The 16,998-nt window shown below is 70.1% G+C and carries 15 protein-coding genes; 4 read left to right on the top strand and 11 right to left on the bottom strand.

Going from position 1 to position 16,998, the window contains the following annotated elements; all coding sequences use genetic code 11:
- Positions 1-78 precede the first annotated feature (78 nt).
- Positions 79-1,764: a hypothetical protein gene (locus ACWGIC_RS23675; RefSeq protein ID WP_452078116.1), complete on the top strand. Its 1,686-nt coding sequence runs from the start codon at positions 79-81 to the stop codon at positions 1,762-1,764.
- 52 nt (positions 1,765-1,816) lie between these two features.
- Positions 1,817-2,494 (top strand): SDR family oxidoreductase, encoded by a 678-nt coding sequence (locus ACWGIC_RS23670; protein WP_452078115.1) that lies wholly within the window; start codon positions 1,817-1,819, stop codon positions 2,492-2,494.
- A 60-nt stretch (positions 2,495-2,554) separates the two neighbouring features.
- Here ACWGIC_RS23670 and ACWGIC_RS23665 read toward each other — a convergent pair whose 3' ends face one another.
- From ACWGIC_RS23665 to ACWGIC_RS23655, 3 genes are read right to left on the bottom strand one after another with little or no spacing between them, the layout of a single operon-like run.
- Positions 2,555-3,862 carry an amidohydrolase family protein gene (locus ACWGIC_RS23665; RefSeq protein WP_452078114.1) on the bottom strand — a complete coding sequence of 436 codons (1,308 nt, stop codon included), beginning with the start codon at positions 3,860-3,862 and terminating at the stop codon, positions 2,555-2,557.
- 30 nt (positions 3,863-3,892) lie between these two features.
- Positions 3,893-4,546 (bottom strand): response regulator, encoded by a 654-nt coding sequence (locus ACWGIC_RS23660; protein WP_043831721.1) that lies wholly within the window; start codon positions 4,544-4,546, stop codon positions 3,893-3,895.
- Positions 4,543-6,345, bottom strand: coding sequence for a sensor histidine kinase (locus ACWGIC_RS23655; protein WP_452078113.1), 1,803 nt, complete (start codon positions 6,343-6,345; stop codon positions 4,543-4,545). The genes ACWGIC_RS23660 and ACWGIC_RS23655 overlap by 4 nt, the downstream gene beginning before the upstream one ends.
- A 187-nt stretch (positions 6,346-6,532) precedes the next feature.
- Between ACWGIC_RS23655 and ACWGIC_RS23650 the strand changes: the two genes are divergently transcribed.
- Both ACWGIC_RS23650 and ACWGIC_RS23645 read left to right on the top strand, forming a co-directional pair.
- Entirely contained in the window at positions 6,533-7,228 is a 696-nt protein-coding gene (locus tag ACWGIC_RS23650) for an ABC transporter ATP-binding protein (protein ID WP_452078112.1), read from the top strand.
- Positions 7,225-9,495, top strand: coding sequence for an FtsX-like permease family protein (locus ACWGIC_RS23645; protein WP_452078111.1), 2,271 nt, complete (start codon positions 7,225-7,227; stop codon positions 9,493-9,495). Before ACWGIC_RS23650 ends, ACWGIC_RS23645 begins: the two co-directional genes overlap by 4 nt.
- 382 nt (positions 9,496-9,877) lie before the next feature.
- Here ACWGIC_RS23645 and trmB read toward each other — a convergent pair whose 3' ends face one another.
- The 8 genes from trmB to ACWGIC_RS23605 form a co-directional block, all read right to left on the bottom strand.
- A complete protein-coding gene (gene trmB / locus ACWGIC_RS23640) occupies positions 9,878-10,585 on the bottom strand; it encodes a tRNA (guanosine(46)-N7)-methyltransferase TrmB (protein ID WP_452078110.1) in 708 nt (235 codons plus the stop codon).
- A gap of 20 nt (positions 10,586-10,605) precedes the next feature.
- Complete coding sequence (locus ACWGIC_RS23635) at positions 10,606-11,100, bottom strand: hypothetical protein (protein WP_378308959.1); 495 nt, start codon at positions 11,098-11,100, stop codon at positions 10,606-10,608.
- 218 nt (positions 11,101-11,318) lie between these two features.
- Positions 11,319-12,062, bottom strand: a complete 744-nt coding sequence (locus ACWGIC_RS23630; RefSeq protein WP_452078109.1) for a hypothetical protein — start codon at positions 12,060-12,062, stop codon at positions 11,319-11,321.
- Positions 12,059-12,967: an ABC transporter ATP-binding protein gene (locus tag ACWGIC_RS23625; RefSeq protein WP_452078108.1), complete on the bottom strand. Its 909-nt coding sequence runs from the start codon at positions 12,965-12,967 to the stop codon at positions 12,059-12,061. Before ACWGIC_RS23625 ends, ACWGIC_RS23630 begins: the two co-directional genes overlap by 4 nt.
- A 155-nt stretch (positions 12,968-13,122) precedes the next feature.
- On the bottom strand, positions 13,123-13,863 hold the full coding sequence (locus ACWGIC_RS23620) for an ABC transporter permease (RefSeq protein WP_452078107.1): 741 nt from the start codon (positions 13,861-13,863) through the stop codon (positions 13,123-13,125).
- A gap of 28 nt (positions 13,864-13,891) precedes the next feature.
- On the bottom strand, positions 13,892-14,827 hold the full coding sequence (locus ACWGIC_RS23615; protein ID WP_452078106.1) for an ABC transporter ATP-binding protein: 936 nt from the start codon (positions 14,825-14,827) through the stop codon (positions 13,892-13,894).
- Between the two features lie 268 nt (positions 14,828-15,095).
- Complete coding sequence (locus tag ACWGIC_RS23610; RefSeq protein WP_009085178.1) at positions 15,096-15,752, bottom strand: response regulator; 657 nt, start codon at positions 15,750-15,752, stop codon at positions 15,096-15,098.
- Positions 15,749-16,969: a sensor histidine kinase gene (locus ACWGIC_RS23605; protein ID WP_452078119.1), complete on the bottom strand. Its 1,221-nt coding sequence runs from the start codon at positions 16,967-16,969 to the stop codon at positions 15,749-15,751. Before ACWGIC_RS23605 ends, ACWGIC_RS23610 begins: the two co-directional genes overlap by 4 nt.
- Between the last annotated feature and the right edge of the window lie 29 nt (positions 16,970-16,998).

Here is a 16,998-nt window from a genome sequence, read left to right as displayed (position 1 = left end):
GCGACCACCGAGCGTCACTTCCAGACGGATGCGAGACTGTGGCTGCACATCACGTCTCGGGGGAGGTCTGGACCAATCATGACCGCGGCCGCCGGCGCGCCGCCGGACGACCCGACCCCGTGGTATCGCCGCCCGATGACCTGGACGTGGGCCGCCACCGGGGCGGTCCTCGCGCTGTACACGGTGCTCGCCTGGCAGCGCCGGTGGATGAGCGACGACGGGCTGCTCGTGCTCCGCACCGTCCGGCAGATCCTCGCCGGGAACGGGCCGGTGTTCAACGTCGGCGAGCGCGTCGAGGCGAGCACGAGTCCGTTGTGGACCTGGCTGCTCGCCGGGGTCGGCACGATTCCCGGTCCGCCGTTGGAATGGATCGCGGTGCTCGTCGGCCTGCTGTGCGCGGTCGGCGGTCTTTTCTTCGGCCTGGACGGTGCCCGCCGGCTGTACGCCGGGCCGGTGGCCCCCGCCGGTGCGCTGGTCGTGTGCGCGCTCCCGCCGTTCCGGGACTTCGCGACTTCCGGGTTGGAAACCGGCCTGGTGTTCCTGTGGCTCGGGCTGAGCTGGTGGCTGCTGGTGCGCGGCAAAGCACCGGTCGTCACTGCGATTGTGCTCGGCCTTGGCCCGCTCGTACGGCCGGATCTGGCGTTGTTCAGCGTGGTCGGGTTCGTCGCGCTCGTGCTGCTGCTTCGGCCGCGCTGGCTCACCGCGCTCGGCTGGTTCGGCGCGGGAATCGCGATTCCGGTGGCGTATCAGGTGTTTCGGATGGGCTACTACGGTTTGCTCACGCCGAACACCGCGCTCGCGAAGGAAGCGGCCAACAGTGATTGGCCGCGCGGGTTCGCGTACCTGGCTGATCTGTTCAACCCGTACGTGCTGTGGGTTCCGTTGCTGCTGCTCGTAATCGCCGCAGTACTGGCCCGCCGGTCCCGGATTCTGCTGCTGACTTCGGTGGCAGGCGCGCTTTTGCTCGCGCTGTACGTCGTGCGGGTCGGCGGCGATTTCATGCACGGCCGGATGTTGCTGCCCGCGTTGTTCGTGCTGTTGCTTCCGGTCATGGCGATCCCGGTGACCCGGCGGACGATCGCGTGCGCCGCCGGGGTCGCCACGTGGGCGGTGGTCGCGGGCGGCTGGCTGCGCGTGCCGTACGAGAACACGCACGAAGCGGTGAGCGTCACGGACGAACGCGGCTACTGGTCGTGGGCGACCGGGCACGAGCACCCGGTGCTCGCGACGGATTACCTGGGACAGGACGTCGTCCGTCGCGCCGTCGACGCGGTGCAGGAGACGAAGCAGCCAGCGGTGCTCGTCTACAGCTACGGCGACGTGAAGCAGTGGTTCCGCTTCCCGACCGACCGGCCGTACGTGACTATGGCGGCCGACAGCATGGGCGCGATCAGCAACATCGTGTCGCTCGACGTGCGCATCCACGACGGCTACGGCTTGGCGAGCGACCTCGCCGCGCATTCGTCGTCCATCCCCAATGGCCGTCCCGGGCACTCGAAGTGGCTGGTCGCGGCCTGGGAGATCGCCGAAGCCGGACGCGGCGACTACGCCACCGATGGCCAGATCCGGATGTTCCAGCCCGTCGAGATCGACGCCGCCCGTCAGGCACTGCGCTGCCCAGACGTGCGGGAAGTGCTCGCCTCGACCCGCGCCCCGCTCACCTGGAGTCGGTTTATCGACAATTTCACCGGCTCGGTGCACCGGACGGAGATCCGCTACTCGCGCGATCCGGCGGCCGCGGCGCAGTGCGCCCCGGCGAAGTGATCGACGACTCCCCGGACTGGCGAACGCGCCGAGGACGCCTACCGTGGCCGGTATGACCGACCTTCCGCTCGCCTTGATCACCGGTGCCTCCCGGGGCATCGGCGCGGCTATCGCGCACCAGCTTTCCCCGACGCATCGGCTGCTCCTCGGAGGACGCGACACCGACGCTCTCGCGAAGGTGGCCGAGGAACTGCCCGGTGCCAAGCCGTGGCCGGTCGACCTCACCGACGCCGCGTCGCTCGAAGCCGCGGCGAGCAAGATCGACCGCCTGGACGTGCTCGTCCACTCCGCGGGCACCGGCGAGATCGGCACGGTCGCCGACGCGCCGTCGTCGGTGTGGCGGACGAATTTCGAGGTGAACGTGCTCGCGGTGGCCGAACTGACCCGGCTGCTGCTGCCCGCGCTCCGCACCGCGCACGGCCACGTCGTGGTGATCAACTCCGGTGCCGGGTACACCGCTCGTCCGGGCTGGGGTCCTTACGCGGCAAGCAAATTCGCCGTCCGCGCCTTCACCGACTCACTCCGCGCCGAGGAACCGGACCTGCGCGTGACGTCCGTCTTCCCCGGCCGCACGGATACCGACATGCAGCGCAATGTCCGCACCCAGGAAGGCGGGAGCTACGAGGCCGACAAGTACCTGCGCCCGGACTCTGTGGCGACGGCCGTCCTCACCGCCGTGACCGCCACCCCGGAAGCCCACATCACCGAAATCCAGGTACGCCCTCGCTGAAGTCCGTGAAGGACTCATTGAGGGAATCAGATTCCCTCAATGAGTCCTTCACGGACCGGGTCAGGCGCGCAGCCTGGCGGCGGTGTCGGCCACCGTCGCCTGGATCTCGCGGCGGTCGACCCGCGTCGGCTCGGCGTCGGCGACGACCTGGTCGCCCGCGACCCACACCTCGCGCACCCGGCGCGAACCGGCCGCCCACACGAGGTTCGCCAGCAGCTGCTCGTCCGGCACGTCCAGACCCGCGGCGAACGCCGGGTCGTCGAGGTCGACGTGCACCAGGTCCGCCCAGCGGCCCGGCTCCAGCACGCCGATGTCGTGGCGGCCGAGTGCTTCGGCCCCGCCGCGAGTGGCCATCAGGAAGACGTCCTTGGCGGTCACCACCGTCGAATCGTCGTTCGCCAGCCGCGCCAGCATCGCCGTGAGCTGCAGTTCTTCCCACAGGTCGATGTCGTCGTTCGACGCCGGGCCGTCGGTGCCGAGGCCGATCGCGACGCCCGCCGCGCGCAGGTCCTTGATCCGCGCGATCCCCGACGCCAGCTTCGCGTTCGAACCGGGGCAGTGCGCCATGCCCACGCCGCGCGCGGCGAAGATCGCGATGTCCTCGTCCGACAGATGGATCGAGTGCGCGGCGAGCGTGCGCCCGTCGAACATGCCGAGCGAATCCAGCAGCCTCGGCACCGAGCCGTACTCCTTGCGCTGCTCGAGGTCCTCCGCCGCGGCCTCGGCGATGTGAATCTGCACCAGCGCACCCCGCGCGGCCGCGGATTCCGCGGTGGCGCGCAGGCCGTCCGGGTTCAGCATGTACGCCGAGTGCGGGCCGTAGCTCAGCTCGATCCGTTCGCCCGGACCGAAGCGAAGGCCGTCGGCGTCGATCCAGCGGTCGATCGCCGCCAGCGTCGATCGCCAGTCCATCCCGGGCAGTTCCATCACCGGCGGCGCGACGAGCACGCGGCCGCCGGTGGCGAGCACCGCGTCCACGAGCTGTTCGCCCTCGAAATACATTTCCGCGCTGGTCGTCACACCGTGCCGGAGCATTTCGACCGATCCGAGCAGCATTCCGGTGCGCACGTCGGCGGGCTTCAGTTTCGCCTCGGTCGGCCAGATGATCTCGCGCAGCCAGCGCAGCAGCGGCAGGTCGCCGCCCATCCCGCGCAGCAGCGTCATCGGGCTGTGGGCGTGCGCGTTCACCAAGCCGGGCAACAGGATTCCGGTCAGCCGGGTCGTCTCGCCGGCGAACTCCGGCGCGCTCGAAGCCGGTCCGACGAAGGAAATCCGGCCCTCGTCGTCGACATCCACGACGGCGTCGCGCAGCAGCGAACAGGACAGGTCGGCGGGCAGAACCACAGGGGCATGGAATCGACGCGACATAGCGAGATAGTACGGGCGTCCCAGTAGCGGTTAATCCACTACGCCGCTACGCCAGGCCCAAGCTGCGATTTCGACTCGGTTGCGCGCACCGACTTTGCCCTGCACTGAAGCCAAATGCGTCTTGACCGTCGACAGCGACAGGAACAGCTCCGCGCCGATTTCGGTATTGGTGAGCCCGCGTGCGGCGGCCTTCACCACGTCCAGTTCGCGCGCGGTCAGCGGCTCCGACGGAGCCGGGGCCTCGCGCTTGGCGGTGGTGCCGCCGTCGAAATGCTTCAGCAGCCGCACGGTGATCTGCGGCGACACCAGCGCGTCGCCGCGATCGGCCGCGCGCACCGCTTCGATCAGCAGCGCGGGCCCGGCGTCCTTGAGCAGGAAGCCGCTCGCCCCGTTGCGCAGCGCGGTGTGCACGTATTCGTCGAGGTCGAAGGTGGTCACCACGACGACCTTCAGCGGGTCGGCGACGTCCGGCCCGGCCAGCTGCCGGGTGACCTCCAGCCCGTCCAGGCCCGGCATGCGGATGTCCAGCAGGCAGACGTCCGGGCGCAGTTCGCGCGCTTTGGCGACCGCGGAGACCCCGTCCGGAACGTCCGCGACCACCTCGATGTCGTCCTGGGCGTCCAGGATCATGCGGAATCCCATCCGCACCATTTCCTGGTCGTCCGCGATCAGTACCCGGATCACCCGTCTGTCTCCCCGTTCGCCTCGAGCGGCAGCCACGCCTCGACCCGCCAGCCGCCGTTCGGCTCGCGGCCTGCCGAAAGCCTGCCGTGCAGCAGCGCGACGCGTTCGCGCATGCCGACCAGACCGTATCCGCCCGACCCGCCGGCCGGACGATGAGTCTGCCCGCTGCCGTTGTCGGTCACCCGCAAGTGCAGTTCGCCGTCGACGACCTCGGCCAGCACGAGCGCCTCGGTGGCGTCCGAGGCGTGCTTGCCGACGTTGGTGAGCGACTCCTGGATCAGCCGGAGCGCGGACCGGCCGACCTCGTGCGGCAGGTTCGCCGGAAGGTCGAGCCGCAGTTGCGTCGGAATGCCGTGGTTGTTCGCCTCGACGAGCTTGCGCAGGTCAGCAGCCAGGTCGGTGGTGGCCTGCTCGGTGAACTCGCTGCTGCCGGCCTGTGCGTCGCCGCGCATGCTGCGGACCAGGCGGCGCATCGCGGCGAGCGCCTCCACCCCGGCGTTCTCGATCCGGCCCATCGCCTCGAGGGCGAGTTCCGGGTTCTTCTCCCCCATCATCCGCGCGGCCTGCGCCTGCACGACGATCCCGGTCACGTGGTGCGCGACCACATCGTGCAGCTCCCTGGCCAGCGCCATCCGCTCGGCCGTCTGCGCGTCGGTGACCGCCGATTTCACCACCTGAGCGCGTTCGGAGTCGCGCGAACGCAGGTAGAGGCCGATCGCGATGGCGATGCCGAGCAGCAGGACCCCGACGGTGGCGAGCGTCCCGAGGACCGCCGGGTCGGTGAGCAGCCTGCCGGTGCGGTACGGGCCGAAGTTCAGCACCGTGCCGACCGCGACCACGCCGGACAGCACCACGATCCGCGGCCAGGCCCGGGCGAGCGGCACCGCCCGCACGACGTTCACGACCACGCCGAACCCGGCCACGATCTGGGTCGGCGGGATGCCGCCGAGCAGCTGATAGCTGTGGCTGGGATGCAGGAACGGCGTCGCGAGCGCGGACAGCAGGAGGAGCCCGGCCACCACCAGGATCGCGTCGCGGGGGCGGCGCGGCGACAACGCGGTCACCGCGGCGGCGCCGATCGAGCAGGCCAGCAGCGGGAAACCGCGGCTGCCGCTTTCGTAGGTGTAGCCGAATTCGATCAGCACGCCGATGCTGAGCATGCCGATCAACGGCCATTGGCCGCGCACCAATTCGGTGAACCGCTGCATGTTCCGCAGCCGTTCCACGGTCGCCGGGTCGCGTTCGCGGCGCGGGCGGCCGATCGCGCCGGTGATCACGGCCACGACGAGGAGCGCGAACCCGAAAAGCAACGACTGCGCGATGTTGCTGGAGTAGAGCCTGCCGTCGTAATCGCGGCCGAACACCGCGGTGAGCGCGCCCATGACCAGCGCGCTGATCACCGCGAACGCCACCCCGGGGCGGGCCCGGCGGGCCAGGAAGTAGACCATTTCGATCCCGGCCACCACCTCGGTGATGGACAGATTCGCCAGCACGCTGGAGTAGGTCGGAATGGAGAGGTAGCGGATGGCGAAGGTGCAGAACATCAGCGTCAGCGCACCGAAGACGCCCGCCACCGCCGCCCGTTTGCGGGCCCAGAACGCGCACGCCGCCATCGCGAAAACGCCAGGGAACAGGCCGAGATCGATAAAGCGCGGGCCGACGTTGTCGAGTGCCGCGTCGGTCACGAAAACGACGTCGAACGCCAGCGCGGCGAGCAACACGAGCACGGACATGTCGAGCCTGCGGGCGAGTTCGGTCGCCCGCGCGGCAAAGGTTTTCGACGGCGGGGTGTGCGGCACACCGTGACGGTAGATGATCCGCGTCCTCGCGCACCTTGGCCACGTGGTCCGTCGCCATCGGCCGATCGGCCGATGAAGGCCGCTCAGGTACCGGCCGTCTGCCCGAAGTGGACACTCGGGCGAATCCGCGAAGCTGCTTTCCGTCGCAGTCGAAGACGAATGACGGAGACAGGGAGAGAGCTGGCGGATGACGAATCCACACCTGAGTGCCGGACCGGTGTTGTCGGGGCGCGGGCTGGTTAAGCGCTACGGACAGCAGCACGCGCTGGCCGGAATCGACATCGACGTCCAGCCGGGCGAGGCGATCGCCATCGTCGGCCCGTCCGGCTCCGGCAAAACGTCGCTGCTGCACGTGCTGGCGGGCATCCTGCGCGCGGACAGCGGTGAGATCTGGTTGCAGGGACAGCGGATCGACCAGTTCGGCGAAAAACGGCGCAGCGAACTGCGCCGCACCGAATTCGGTTTTGTCTTCCAGTCCGGAATGCTCGTGTCCGAGCTGACCGCGGAAGAGAATGTCGCGTTGCCGTCGCTGCTGGCCGGCGGGACCCGCGGCGAAGCGATCGCCGCGGCGCGGGAATGGCTCGGCAAACTCGGTCTGGCCGGCAAGGAAGGCCGCCTCCCCGGCGAGCTTTCCGGCGGCGAGGCGCAACGCGTGGCGATCGCCCGCGCGCTCACCCACCGGCCGAAGGTGATCTTCGCCGACGAACCGACCGGCGCGCTCGACACCCGCACCGGCCGCGAGACGATGGACGCTCTGCTGGCCGCCGCGCAGGCGTCCGGCGCGGCGGTGCTCGTGGTGACCCACGACCGGGAACTCGCCGAATCGATGCCGCGCACGGTGGCGATCCGCGACGGCCTGATCGCGACGAGGCTGGCGGCATGAACCCGTTCCAGCTCGCCCTGCGGGTGCTGCGCGGCGACCGGCGGACCCGCACCTCGGCGATCCTCACCGCGGTCGGCGTCGCCGTCGCGACCGGGCTCGTCCTGCTGCTGGCGACCCTGCCGTACGCCACTCAGGCGCGCGAGCAGCGGGCGCTGTGGCAGAGCAGCGGCCGCTACGACTCCGGCCAGCAGAACGCCCTGCTCGTCAACTCCTCCAAGGACTATTTCGACGGCAAGCAGGTCGCCCGCGTCGACATCGCGGTCACCGGCCAGGCCGGCTCGCTGCGTCTGCCCCCTGGCATCCCGCGGCTGCCCGGCCCCGGCGAGACGATCGTGTCGCCCGCGCTCGGGAAACTGCTGAACGCCACCCCGGCCGACCAGCTCGGGAACCGCTTCGGCAAACCGGTCGCCGCGTTCGGCGACGAGGCGCTGCGGTATCCGGAACAGCTCGTCGCGCTCGTCGGGCACAGCACGCAGGAGATGCGTCCGTACGGGCACAAGGACCAGCCCGGCCAGGACGCTTTCCCGGCCTCGGCCTTCCCGAGCGGACAGGGGCATCCGGACAGTCTGCTCACGGTGCTGTCCTGGGTCGGCATCATCGTGCTGCTCGTGCCGAGCCTGGTGCTCGTCGCGTCGTCGGCCCGGCTCACCGCGGCCCGCCGCGAACAGCGGCTCGCCGCGATCCGGCTGGCCGGCGCGACTCCCGGCCAGGTGACCGCGATGGTCGCCGCCGAAACCGGATTGTCCGCAGGGGTCGGCGCGCTGCTCGGTCTGCTGCTGAGCCCGGCGCTGAGGGGGATGGCCACGTTCGTGCCGTGGGACGGCGGGACCTGGCTGGCGTCGGACTTCGCGCTGCCGGTCGGACTGACCGTTCTCGCGGTGCTGCTGGTGCCGGTGCTCGTGGTGCTCGCCGGGGTGCTCGGCCTGCGCCGGGTGGTGCGTACGCCGCTGTTCGCGAGCGGCGGGCACACCGTGAAACCGTTGCGCTGGTGGCGGTTGCTCGCGCTGCCCGCGGCCGGATTGTTCTTCTTCTACACAGTTTTCGGCGCCCGCAGCGGCGGCAGCGGCAACCTGGTGCTGTTCGGCCTGTTGCTGGTGGTCGCTTCCGCGATGGTGGTCGGACCCTGGGTGACCTCAGCGGTCGGCGGCACGTTCGTGCGGATCTGGCGGCGGCCGTCGTCGCTGCTGGCCGGACGTCGGCTGCGCAACGACCCGAAGGGCTCCTACCGGGCTTCGGCGGGGATCGTGCTCGCGGTGTTCACCGGGTCGATGGCGCTCACCCTGCTGCCGTCGATCGAATCGCTCGCCGGAGGCGGACGCCAGTACGTGGACTCGGCGCTGTACGTCGACGTCAACGCGGACCGGGCCCCCGAAGCGACCGCGCGGACCAACGCCACGCTCGAGAAGGCCGGGCTGTCCGAACGCGTCGTCCCGGTGGCCAGCGTCTTCGTGATGCAGGGCGAGGGGAACTACCGGTCGATGCAGCGCGCGTACGTGATGACCTGCACGGACGCCGCCAAGCTGACCCGCCTCGGGATCACCCAGCAGGACTGCAAGCCCGGTGTCGGGCTGTACACGCCGTACCAGCTGGACACGAACAACCTGCGGGTCGCGCGGTACGGCGGCGAAGACAGCCCGGGCACCCCGCTCGGCGCGGTCACCACCGGGACCTACCGCCCGGAGAAGCACAACAACTACGGCGAATACGTGATCGACCCGTCCGCGGTGCCGGCCGGCGTCAAGCCGAGCACGGTCACCCTGGTCGTGCCGACTGCCGAAGCCAACCGCGAGTCCGTGCGGACCGCTCTGGTGCCGAACGCGGTCGGGCAGGAAATCGGCAGCCGCGAGCAGTACCTCTACGGACAGCAAGTGCAGCTCAGCGACCTGCGCCGAGTCACCGTGATCGGTCTCATCGCGGCAGGCATCCTCGCCGGCTGCAGCGCGGCGGTCGCGACCGCGGGCTCGGTGATGGACCGGAGGCGGACGTTCGGTGCGCTGATGGCGGCGGGCACGCCGGTGCGGGTGCTGTCGCGTGCGCTGCGGATGGAGGCCGCGCTGCCCGCGCTGGTCGCGACCATCGGGGCGGGCGTGACCGGCGTCGTGGTCGGGCTCGGGCTGTTCATGGCGACGATGGAACGGGGGTCGGTCGTGTTCAGCCCGTGGATCGCCGCGCCGGTGGTGCTGGGAATCGGGGTCGCGGTGCTCGGTGCGTCGGTCTGCACGCCCGCGCTGAAGCGGGTGCAGGCGGAACCACTGGCCGACGAATAGCTGGCGGCCGCCCCTCGTCGGGGGAGGGGCGGCACCGGGGGTGAAAGAAGCGAAGGGCCGTTGCCGGGGATGGGAACCCGGCGACGGCCCTTCGTCACTTCCGCCTGCTTCGCTTCGCTGCTTCACTTCGCCGACCGCCGACCGCCGACCGCCGACCGCCGACCCTGCCCGCCCCGCGACCCGCGCCCCAATGCCACATTGGGTGCATGTGACGCACCCAATGTGGCGTTGGGTGCATGTGACGCACCCAATGTGGCATTGGGGCGCTTCAGCCCCAGGCCAGCCGAGCCTCGCGCTCAAGGCCCGGCCGAGGTCAGCCAGGTCGGCCCGAGATCAGCGCCTCAGCCGAGGCTCCGCTCAAAGCCAGCTCAATCCGGCCCGGTCAGCGCTTCTCGAAGATCAGATCGTGCGAAACCCGTCCCTCGCGGTCCGCCCGCTGTTCGAACTTGGTCACCGGCCGCCACTCCGGCCGGGGCGCCCAGCCGCCGGGCTCGTCGGCGTACCGGTTGCGCAGCGCGGGTTCCGCCGAGCACACCTCGAGCATCTGCTCGGCGTAGTGCTCCCAGTCGGTCGCCATGTGGAACGTCCCGCCGGGTGCGAGCCGCGACGCGATCAACGCCACGAACTCCGGCTGCACGATCCGCCGCTTGTGGTGGCGCTTCTTCGGCCACGGGTCCGGGAAGAACAGCCGCACCCCGGACAGCGAGCCCGGCTCGACATGCGCCGTCAGCAGGACCACCGCGTCCCCGTGCAGCATCCGCAGGTTGGTCACGCCGAGTTTTTCCGCGCGCAGCATCAGCTGCCCGAGCCCGGGGTCGTACACCTCGACGGCCACGTAGTTCAGCTCCGGCGCGGCGGCGGCCAGCTGCGAGGTCGTCTCGCCCATGCCGGAGCCGATCTCCAGCATGACCGGCGCTTCCCTGCCGAACCATTCGGCGAAGTCGACCGGCCCCTCGGGCAGCTGCGACACCGTCCGGCCGAGCCGCGGCCAGTGTTCTTCCCAGGCCCGCTGCTGGCCGACGGTCATCCGCCCGCCGCGTTTGACGTAACTGACCACGCTGCGCAGCCGTGGCTGGTCCTCGTTTTCCACCCGGACAACATACGGGCGCGTCAGCGGACCGCTTCGAACTCCCCGAGCCGGGACCGCAGTCCGGCGAGTCCGGCGACCGCGACCGGCTCCGGCGCGCGGGCGGAATGCGCGGGCAGGACGTCGATCCAGCCGTCGTGCCGGTCGGTGTTCAGCACCGTCGTCGGGATGGAATGGCCGGACTTGCCGCGTTCGGACGGCATGAACTCCCAGTACCCGGATTCGCCGTCGGCCGCCCACGGCACGAACTCCCAGCCCATCCGCTTGCCGAGCAGCTGCGCGACCCGGTCTTCGATGCGGAAGCCGAGTTCGCGCGAATCGAGCCTTCCGCTCGCGACCGCGCGCAGCCACCACGGCGCGGGGAGCGTTTCGTCGGTTCCGCTCGCCCGCCGGTACAGCCCGAGCACCGCGTCCTCGGGGGCGCGGTGCACCCACGCCTGGCGCAGTTCTGCCGGCCGGGTCGCGGGCAGCGCGAAGCGGGGCAGTTCGATCGCCTGGGACCATTCGAGGTCGAGCATCGGCTCGAGGCGAGGGGTTGGTACCGCAGCGTCGCGGGAAACGAGATTCTGATCAACGTCCACCGTCACGGTTCACCTCCGGAGAGCTGAGACGGGGCTCTGCTACGAATATCCGTGGGTTTCTGACAGTATGTCCGCTCGCTGTGAGAGAAGCCACACCGGTTTACACAGTTTTAATCCGAATGCCCGCTGCGCAATCGGGAATGTGCACGTGCAGGTCAGGCGTCCCGCCGATTCGCGGAGGCCACGCCCGCGGCGAACAACGCCACGCTGATCGCCGCGAAATACGCGAGATATCCCCACGGCCCGAAAGGTGCGGACAGTTTCAGCGACGTCCTGGTGAAATCGCCACCGGCGAACTGCGAGGCGGCGTAGAACGGCATCCAGAGGTAGAGATCGCTGCCGATCTTGGGAATCAGCAGCACCAGGCCCTCGACCAGCTGGGTCCACACCAGCACGATCGCCAGTGCCGGCGCGGAATTGCGCAGGAGCAGGCCGACGCCGACGCCGAGCAAACCGGTCAGCGCGAACGTCAGCACCTGGCCGAAGACGATCCGCCAGTCCGCTCCGGAGTGCAGGCTCAGGTCGGCGTCCGGCCGGACGAGATGCGCCAGCCCCCACGAGCCGACCCCGGCGATGAGGCCGAGCACCGCGCAGACCAGGAACACCACGGCACCCTTGGCGAGGAGCGCAGGCGTCCGCTTCGGCACCGCCTGGAAGGTGAGCCGCAGCGTGCCCCAGCTGAAGTCGGCCGTCGCGGCGAGGACCGCCAGCACCAGCGCGACTGTGCGGCCGGTGCCCGTGGCGAGCTGAGTATTGCTCACGTCCGCGGTGACCTCGGCCCCGGACAGTCCGAGGAACAACGCGGTGAACGCGATCGGCGCGGCCACCGCGATCAGCGCGCACCACCACGGCGCGCGAGTGCTGAAAAGCTTGATCCGTTCCGCTCGCAGCAGATTCACCGCGCACCTCCAGTGGTGAATTCGGCCGCCTGGCCGGTCAATTCGAGGTAGGCGTGCTCGAGCGAACCGGCCAGCGGGCTCAGCTCGTACAGCGTGGCGCGCGCGGCGAAAGCGAGTTCGCCGATCGCGTCACTGTCCATTTCGGACACCAGGAACGCACCGGATTCCTCGGTGAAAACCGCGCGCGCGTCGGTGAGCGCTTTCCGCAGCGCGTCGGCGTGCGGTGTGCGCACCCGGACGCCGCGCGAACCGGCGCGGGCCACGAAATCGGCCATGGTGCCCTGGTAGATGAGCTGGCCGCGGCCGATCACCACGAGATCCTGCGCGGCCTGCTCCATCTCCGGCAGCAGATGGCTCGACACGAACACCGTGCGGCCTTCCGCGGCGAGGCCGTGCAGCAGCTGGCGCACCCACTGCACGCCCTCCGGGTCGAGGCCGTTCACCGGTTCGTCGAAAAGCAGCACGCGCGGATCGCCGAGCAGTGCGCTCGCGATGCCGAGCCGCTGCAGCATGCCGAGCGAGAAGGAGCCCGCCCGTTTGCGGGCCACCGCGGACAGCCCGACGAGGTCCAGCACCTCGTCGGCACGCCGGTCCGGCAGCCCGTTCGTCGCGGCGAGGAACCGCAGGTGCTGGCGAGCGGAGCGGCCCGGATGCCGCCACGTCGCGTCGAGCAGCGCGCCGACCGTGCGCAGCGGATCGGACAGCTGCCGGTACGGCTTGCCCTCGATGTGCGCGGTGCCCGCGGTGGGCGCGTCGAGCCCCAGCAGCAGCCGCATGGTGGTCGATTTGCCTGCCCCGTTCGGCCCAAGGAACCCGGTGACGCGACCGGCTTGCGCGGTGAACGTCAGGTCTCGCACCGCGACGGTGTCGCCGTAGGACTTCGTGAGTCCGGTCGCTTCGAGCACGCGGTCCCCCTTCTCGTGGGCCGAACTCTACCGAACGGAAAGATCCGGGCCGCCCCCCGAATGGCGACCCGGATCTTGTTCCCCTTTTCCCCTTTTTTCCCCTTGTTCGGCTCCGCCGGCCCCCGCCTGACTCGTCCGAACGCCCCTGTGGGTCTTTACGCGTCGCGCTTCTTCGCGACGCCGATCGCGATCGCCAGCAGCACCACGGCCACCCCGGCGAAGTAGGCCAGCGAACCCCACTGCGACAGCGCCGCCTCCGGCGCGCCAGGTCCGTTGTAGCTGCCGCCGAGGAAGCGTTCCGCGACCGTGAACGGCATCCACTGGTGGATCTTCGGGCCCACGGTCGGGATCAGCTGCACGAGGTTTTCCACTGCCAGCACGTAGATCAGCAGCAGCGAGAGCGCACCCGCGCTGTGCCGGATCAGCGTGCCGACCGCCACCGCGATGACCGCGGCGAAGGCGAACACCAGCCCGACGCCCGCGACGTTGATCCAGTCCGCGGAGGTGCTCAGCGCCGCCGAGTCCGACGGGTGGATCGCGTAGCCGAGGCCCCACGAGGCGAAGGCGCCGATCTCGCCGATGACGAACGACAGCAGCGCGACGACGGTGGCCTTCGCGACGAGCACGCTGCCGCGGTGCGGCACCGCCTGGAACGTCGTGCGGATCGTGCCGAAGCGGTATTCGGTGGTGACCGCCAGCGCCGCGAGCACCATGATCACCGCGATGCCGAACTGGTGCCCGACCTGGGTGTTGGCGACCGACAGCGTTTCCCCGCTCGGAAGCGAGGTGGCGATGAGGCCGGCGAACCCGACGGTGAGGCCCAGTGCGATGAGAGCGCACCACCACGGCGACCGGGTGGTGAAGAGTTTGATGCGTTCGACCGCGAGCAAAGTCATGATTTTTCTCTTCCCAACGAGAGTGTGGTCAGCGGAGGGCCGCGGCCTGCTGTGCCTCTGCCTCGAGTCCGGTGTGGTACTCGACGGAGTCGCCGGTGATCTGCATGAAGGCTTGTTCGAGCGAGCCGGTCTGCGGGCTCAGCTCGTGCAGCACGAGGTTCGCCGAGGCGGCGATCTCGCCGATCTTCGCACTGTCCATTCCGGACACAATGAGCGCTTGGTCGGCATCGGTCACCTGCGCGCTGGCGGCGATCAGCTGCTGGCGCAGCGCCGGAAGCTGCGGCGAGCGCACCTTCACGGTGTTTTCCGCGGCCCGCGCCACGAATTCCTCAGTGGTCGACTGCGCGATCAACTGGCCCTTGCCGATGACCACGAGATCGGTCGCGGTGAGCGCCATCTCCGAGAGCAGGTGGCTCGACACGAACACGGTCCGGCCCTCGGCGGCCAGCCGCTGCATGAACTTCCGGATCCAGAGGATGCCCTCCGGGTCGAGGCCGTTCACCGGCTCGTCGAACAGCAGCACCTCCGGGTCGCCGAGCAGCGCGGCGGCGATCCCCAGCCGCTGCGACATGCCGAGCGAGAACCCGCCCGCCCGCTTGCCCGCGACGCTGGTGAGCCCGACGGTGTCGAGCACCTCTTCCACCCGCGCCGCCGGGATCCGGTTGGAACGGGCCATCCACTGCAGGTGCGCGCGGGCCGAGCGGTTGGGGTGCACCCATTTCGCGTCGAGCAGCGCGCCGACCGTGCGCAGCGGGTCCTTCAGGTCGTGGTACAGCTTCCCGCCGATCCGGACCTGGCCCGCGGTCGGGTTGTCCAGTCCGAGGATCATGCGCATGGTGGTGGACTTGCCGGCGCCGTTCGGGCCGAGGAACCCGGTGACTTTCCCCGCGGCCACGCTGAACGACAGGTTGTTCACCGCGAGCGTGCTCCCGTAACGCTTGGTGAGACCTGTTGCCTCGATCATCCCCTGCTCCCTCTACGGCGGTGCTAACGGAATTCATCCTGTCTCAGCGCGGCCGTTTTCGCGTCATCCTGTGGATCGAACCGGCTACCCGACCTGAGTAGTACTCAATCGTGTCGCGGGGTGGAGCGCGATGGGGGATGCCCCTGAGCCGACCCTGAACTTTGCCCGATGTGCGAGGACCCCGCCGCGGGAAGCGCGGCGGGGTCCGGTGTGGACAGTGTCCGAATTGAACGCTGTCCGAATGGGAACGCTGTCCGAATTGGACGCTTCAGCCGATCCCGGGCCGGGCGAGCCCGGTCTCGTAGGCGAGGACCACCGCCTGCACCCGGTCGCGCAGGTCGAGCTTGGACAGGATCCGCCCGACGTGCGTTTTCACCGTGGCCTCGGAAAGGAACAACGTCTCGGCGATCTCGACGTTCGACATGCCTTTCGCGATCAGCACGAGCACTTCGCGTTCGCGGTCGGTCAGCACGTCGAGTTCGGCCGGATCGCGCATTTCCGAACCGCCGGAGCCGACGAACCGGTCGAGCAGCCTGCGCGTGACCGAGGGCGACATCACCGCGTCGCCGTCGGCGACCGAACGCAGCGCGGACACCAGGTAGTCCGGCTGGGTGTCCTTGAGCAGGAAGCCGGACGCGCCGCCCTGCAGCGCGGCGTAGACGTACTCGTCGAGGTCGAAGGTGGTCATCACGAGCACCCGCGCGGTGCCCGCCGCGACGATCTGCTTCGTCGCCTCGACCCCGTCGAGCACCGGCATCCGCACGTCCATCAGCACGACGTCGGGCCGCAGTTCCGCGGCCATCCGCACGGCTTGCGCGCCGTCGCCCGCCTCGCCGACCACGTCGATGTCGGCCTGCGCGCCCAGCACCATCCGGAACCCGACGCGCATCAATTCCTGGTCGTCGACGACCACCACTCGGATCACGAGTTCAACCTAACCGGCAGCACCGCTCGCACCTGCCAGCCACCGCCGGCGGCGGGGCCCACCTCCAGTGTCCCGCCGTACACGTGCGCCCGCTCCCGCATCCCGATCAGCCCGTTCCCGCCCGCGACCGCCAGCCGGGGAGCCGGTTGCCGCGCCGACCCGGCCGACCCAGCCGACCCCGCTGCGACGGAAGCTCCGCCCGCGCCGACCTGTTCGAGCCGCCGGGCCCGGCCCGCGCCGTCGTCGCGCACGAGCACCTCGACCTGGTCGCCGGTCCGCTGCACCCGCACCGCGGCGCGCGCTCCGGCCCCGGCGTGCTTGAGCGTGTTGGTGAGCGATTCCTGGACGATCCGGTAGATCCCGAGCGACACCCCGGCGGGCAATGCGTCCAGCCCGTCGCCGAGGACGAGGTCCACCGGGACGCCCGCGGCGCGCATCCGCTCGGCGAGGTCGCCCAGCGCGGTCGCGTCCGGCTGCGGCACCCGCGGTTCGTCGTCGCCGCTGTCGTTGCGCAGCACGTCGAGCAGCCGCCGCAGTTCGCCGAGCGCGCCGCGGCCGGTTTCGGAGATCGTCCCCAGGGCGCGTCCGGCCAGCTCCGGATTGGACTTCAGGGCGAGCGCCGCGCCGTCGGCCTGCACGACCATGACGCTCACCGAATGCGCCACCACGTCGTGCAGTTCCCTGGCGATCCGGCCGCGCTCCTCGGCCACCGCGATGCGCGCGGCCTGGTCTCGTTCGGTCTCCAGCAGATGCAACCGGGCCTCCAGTTCGCGCTGGTAGGCGCGACGCGCGTACATGAACTCGCCGAGCAGCCAGCAGAAGGCGATGGTGAAGGCGCTGAACACCAGCTGCGCCGCCATCGACGGCTCGGGTTTGACGATCGCTGTCACGACCATGGCCACCACGAACGCGCCGCCGTAGAGCAAGCCCTGTTTGCGTCCGACGTAGACCTGGACCGAGTAGAGGCTGATCGCGAGCGCGGCAAGGCCGGACACCCCGAGGTCCAGCGCACCGTGCGCGTAGGAAATGACGTAGGCGGTGTAGGCGGCGATCAGCGGCCGTTTGCGGCGGAACACGAGCGGCGCGACCACGGCCAGGTCGATCGGTACGGCGACGTACCAATTCGGGTCGGGCAGTTCGGGATCGAGGCTGCCGGTGGCGAACACCAGGATGTCGAACACGGCGAGGAACAGCGCGAGCAGCGAGTCTCCCACCATGGGGTGGGCACGCATCCAGAGGCTGAGCC

The sequence above is a fragment of the Amycolatopsis sp. NPDC054798 genome, from assembly GCF_053611505.1.
The sequence above is the reverse complement of the archived record's forward strand: the minus strand, read 5'-3'. Positions and strand labels throughout refer to the sequence as shown.

Excerpts from the sequence above, each read along its gene's own strand:
- ACWGIC_RS23675 (WP_452078116.1), top strand. The coding sequence starts at position 79 with ATGACCGCGGCCGCCGGCGCGCCGCCGGACGACCCGACCCCGTGGTAT.
- ACWGIC_RS23670 (WP_452078115.1), top strand. The coding sequence starts at position 1,817 with ATGACCGACCTTCCGCTCGCCTTGATCACCGGTGCCTCCCGGGGCATC.
- ACWGIC_RS23665 (WP_452078114.1), bottom strand. The coding sequence starts at position 3,862 with ATGTCGCGTCGATTCCATGCCCCTGTGGTTCTGCCCGCCGACCTGTCC.
- ACWGIC_RS23650 (WP_452078112.1), top strand. The coding sequence starts at position 6,533 with ATGACGAATCCACACCTGAGTGCCGGACCGGTGTTGTCGGGGCGCGGG.
- ACWGIC_RS23645 (WP_452078111.1), top strand. The coding sequence starts at position 7,225 with ATGAACCCGTTCCAGCTCGCCCTGCGGGTGCTGCGCGGCGACCGGCGG.
- ACWGIC_RS23635 (WP_378308959.1), bottom strand. The coding sequence starts at position 11,100 with ATGCTCGACCTCGAATGGTCCCAGGCGATCGAACTGCCCCGCTTCGCG.
- ACWGIC_RS23620 (WP_452078107.1), bottom strand. The coding sequence starts at position 13,863 with ATGACTTTGCTCGCGGTCGAACGCATCAAACTCTTCACCACCCGGTCG.
- ACWGIC_RS23615 (WP_452078106.1), bottom strand. The coding sequence starts at position 14,827 with ATGATCGAGGCAACAGGTCTCACCAAGCGTTACGGGAGCACGCTCGCG.
- ACWGIC_RS23605 (WP_452078119.1), bottom strand. The coding sequence starts at position 16,969 with ATGGTGGGAGACTCGCTGCTCGCGCTGTTCCTCGCCGTGTTCGACATC.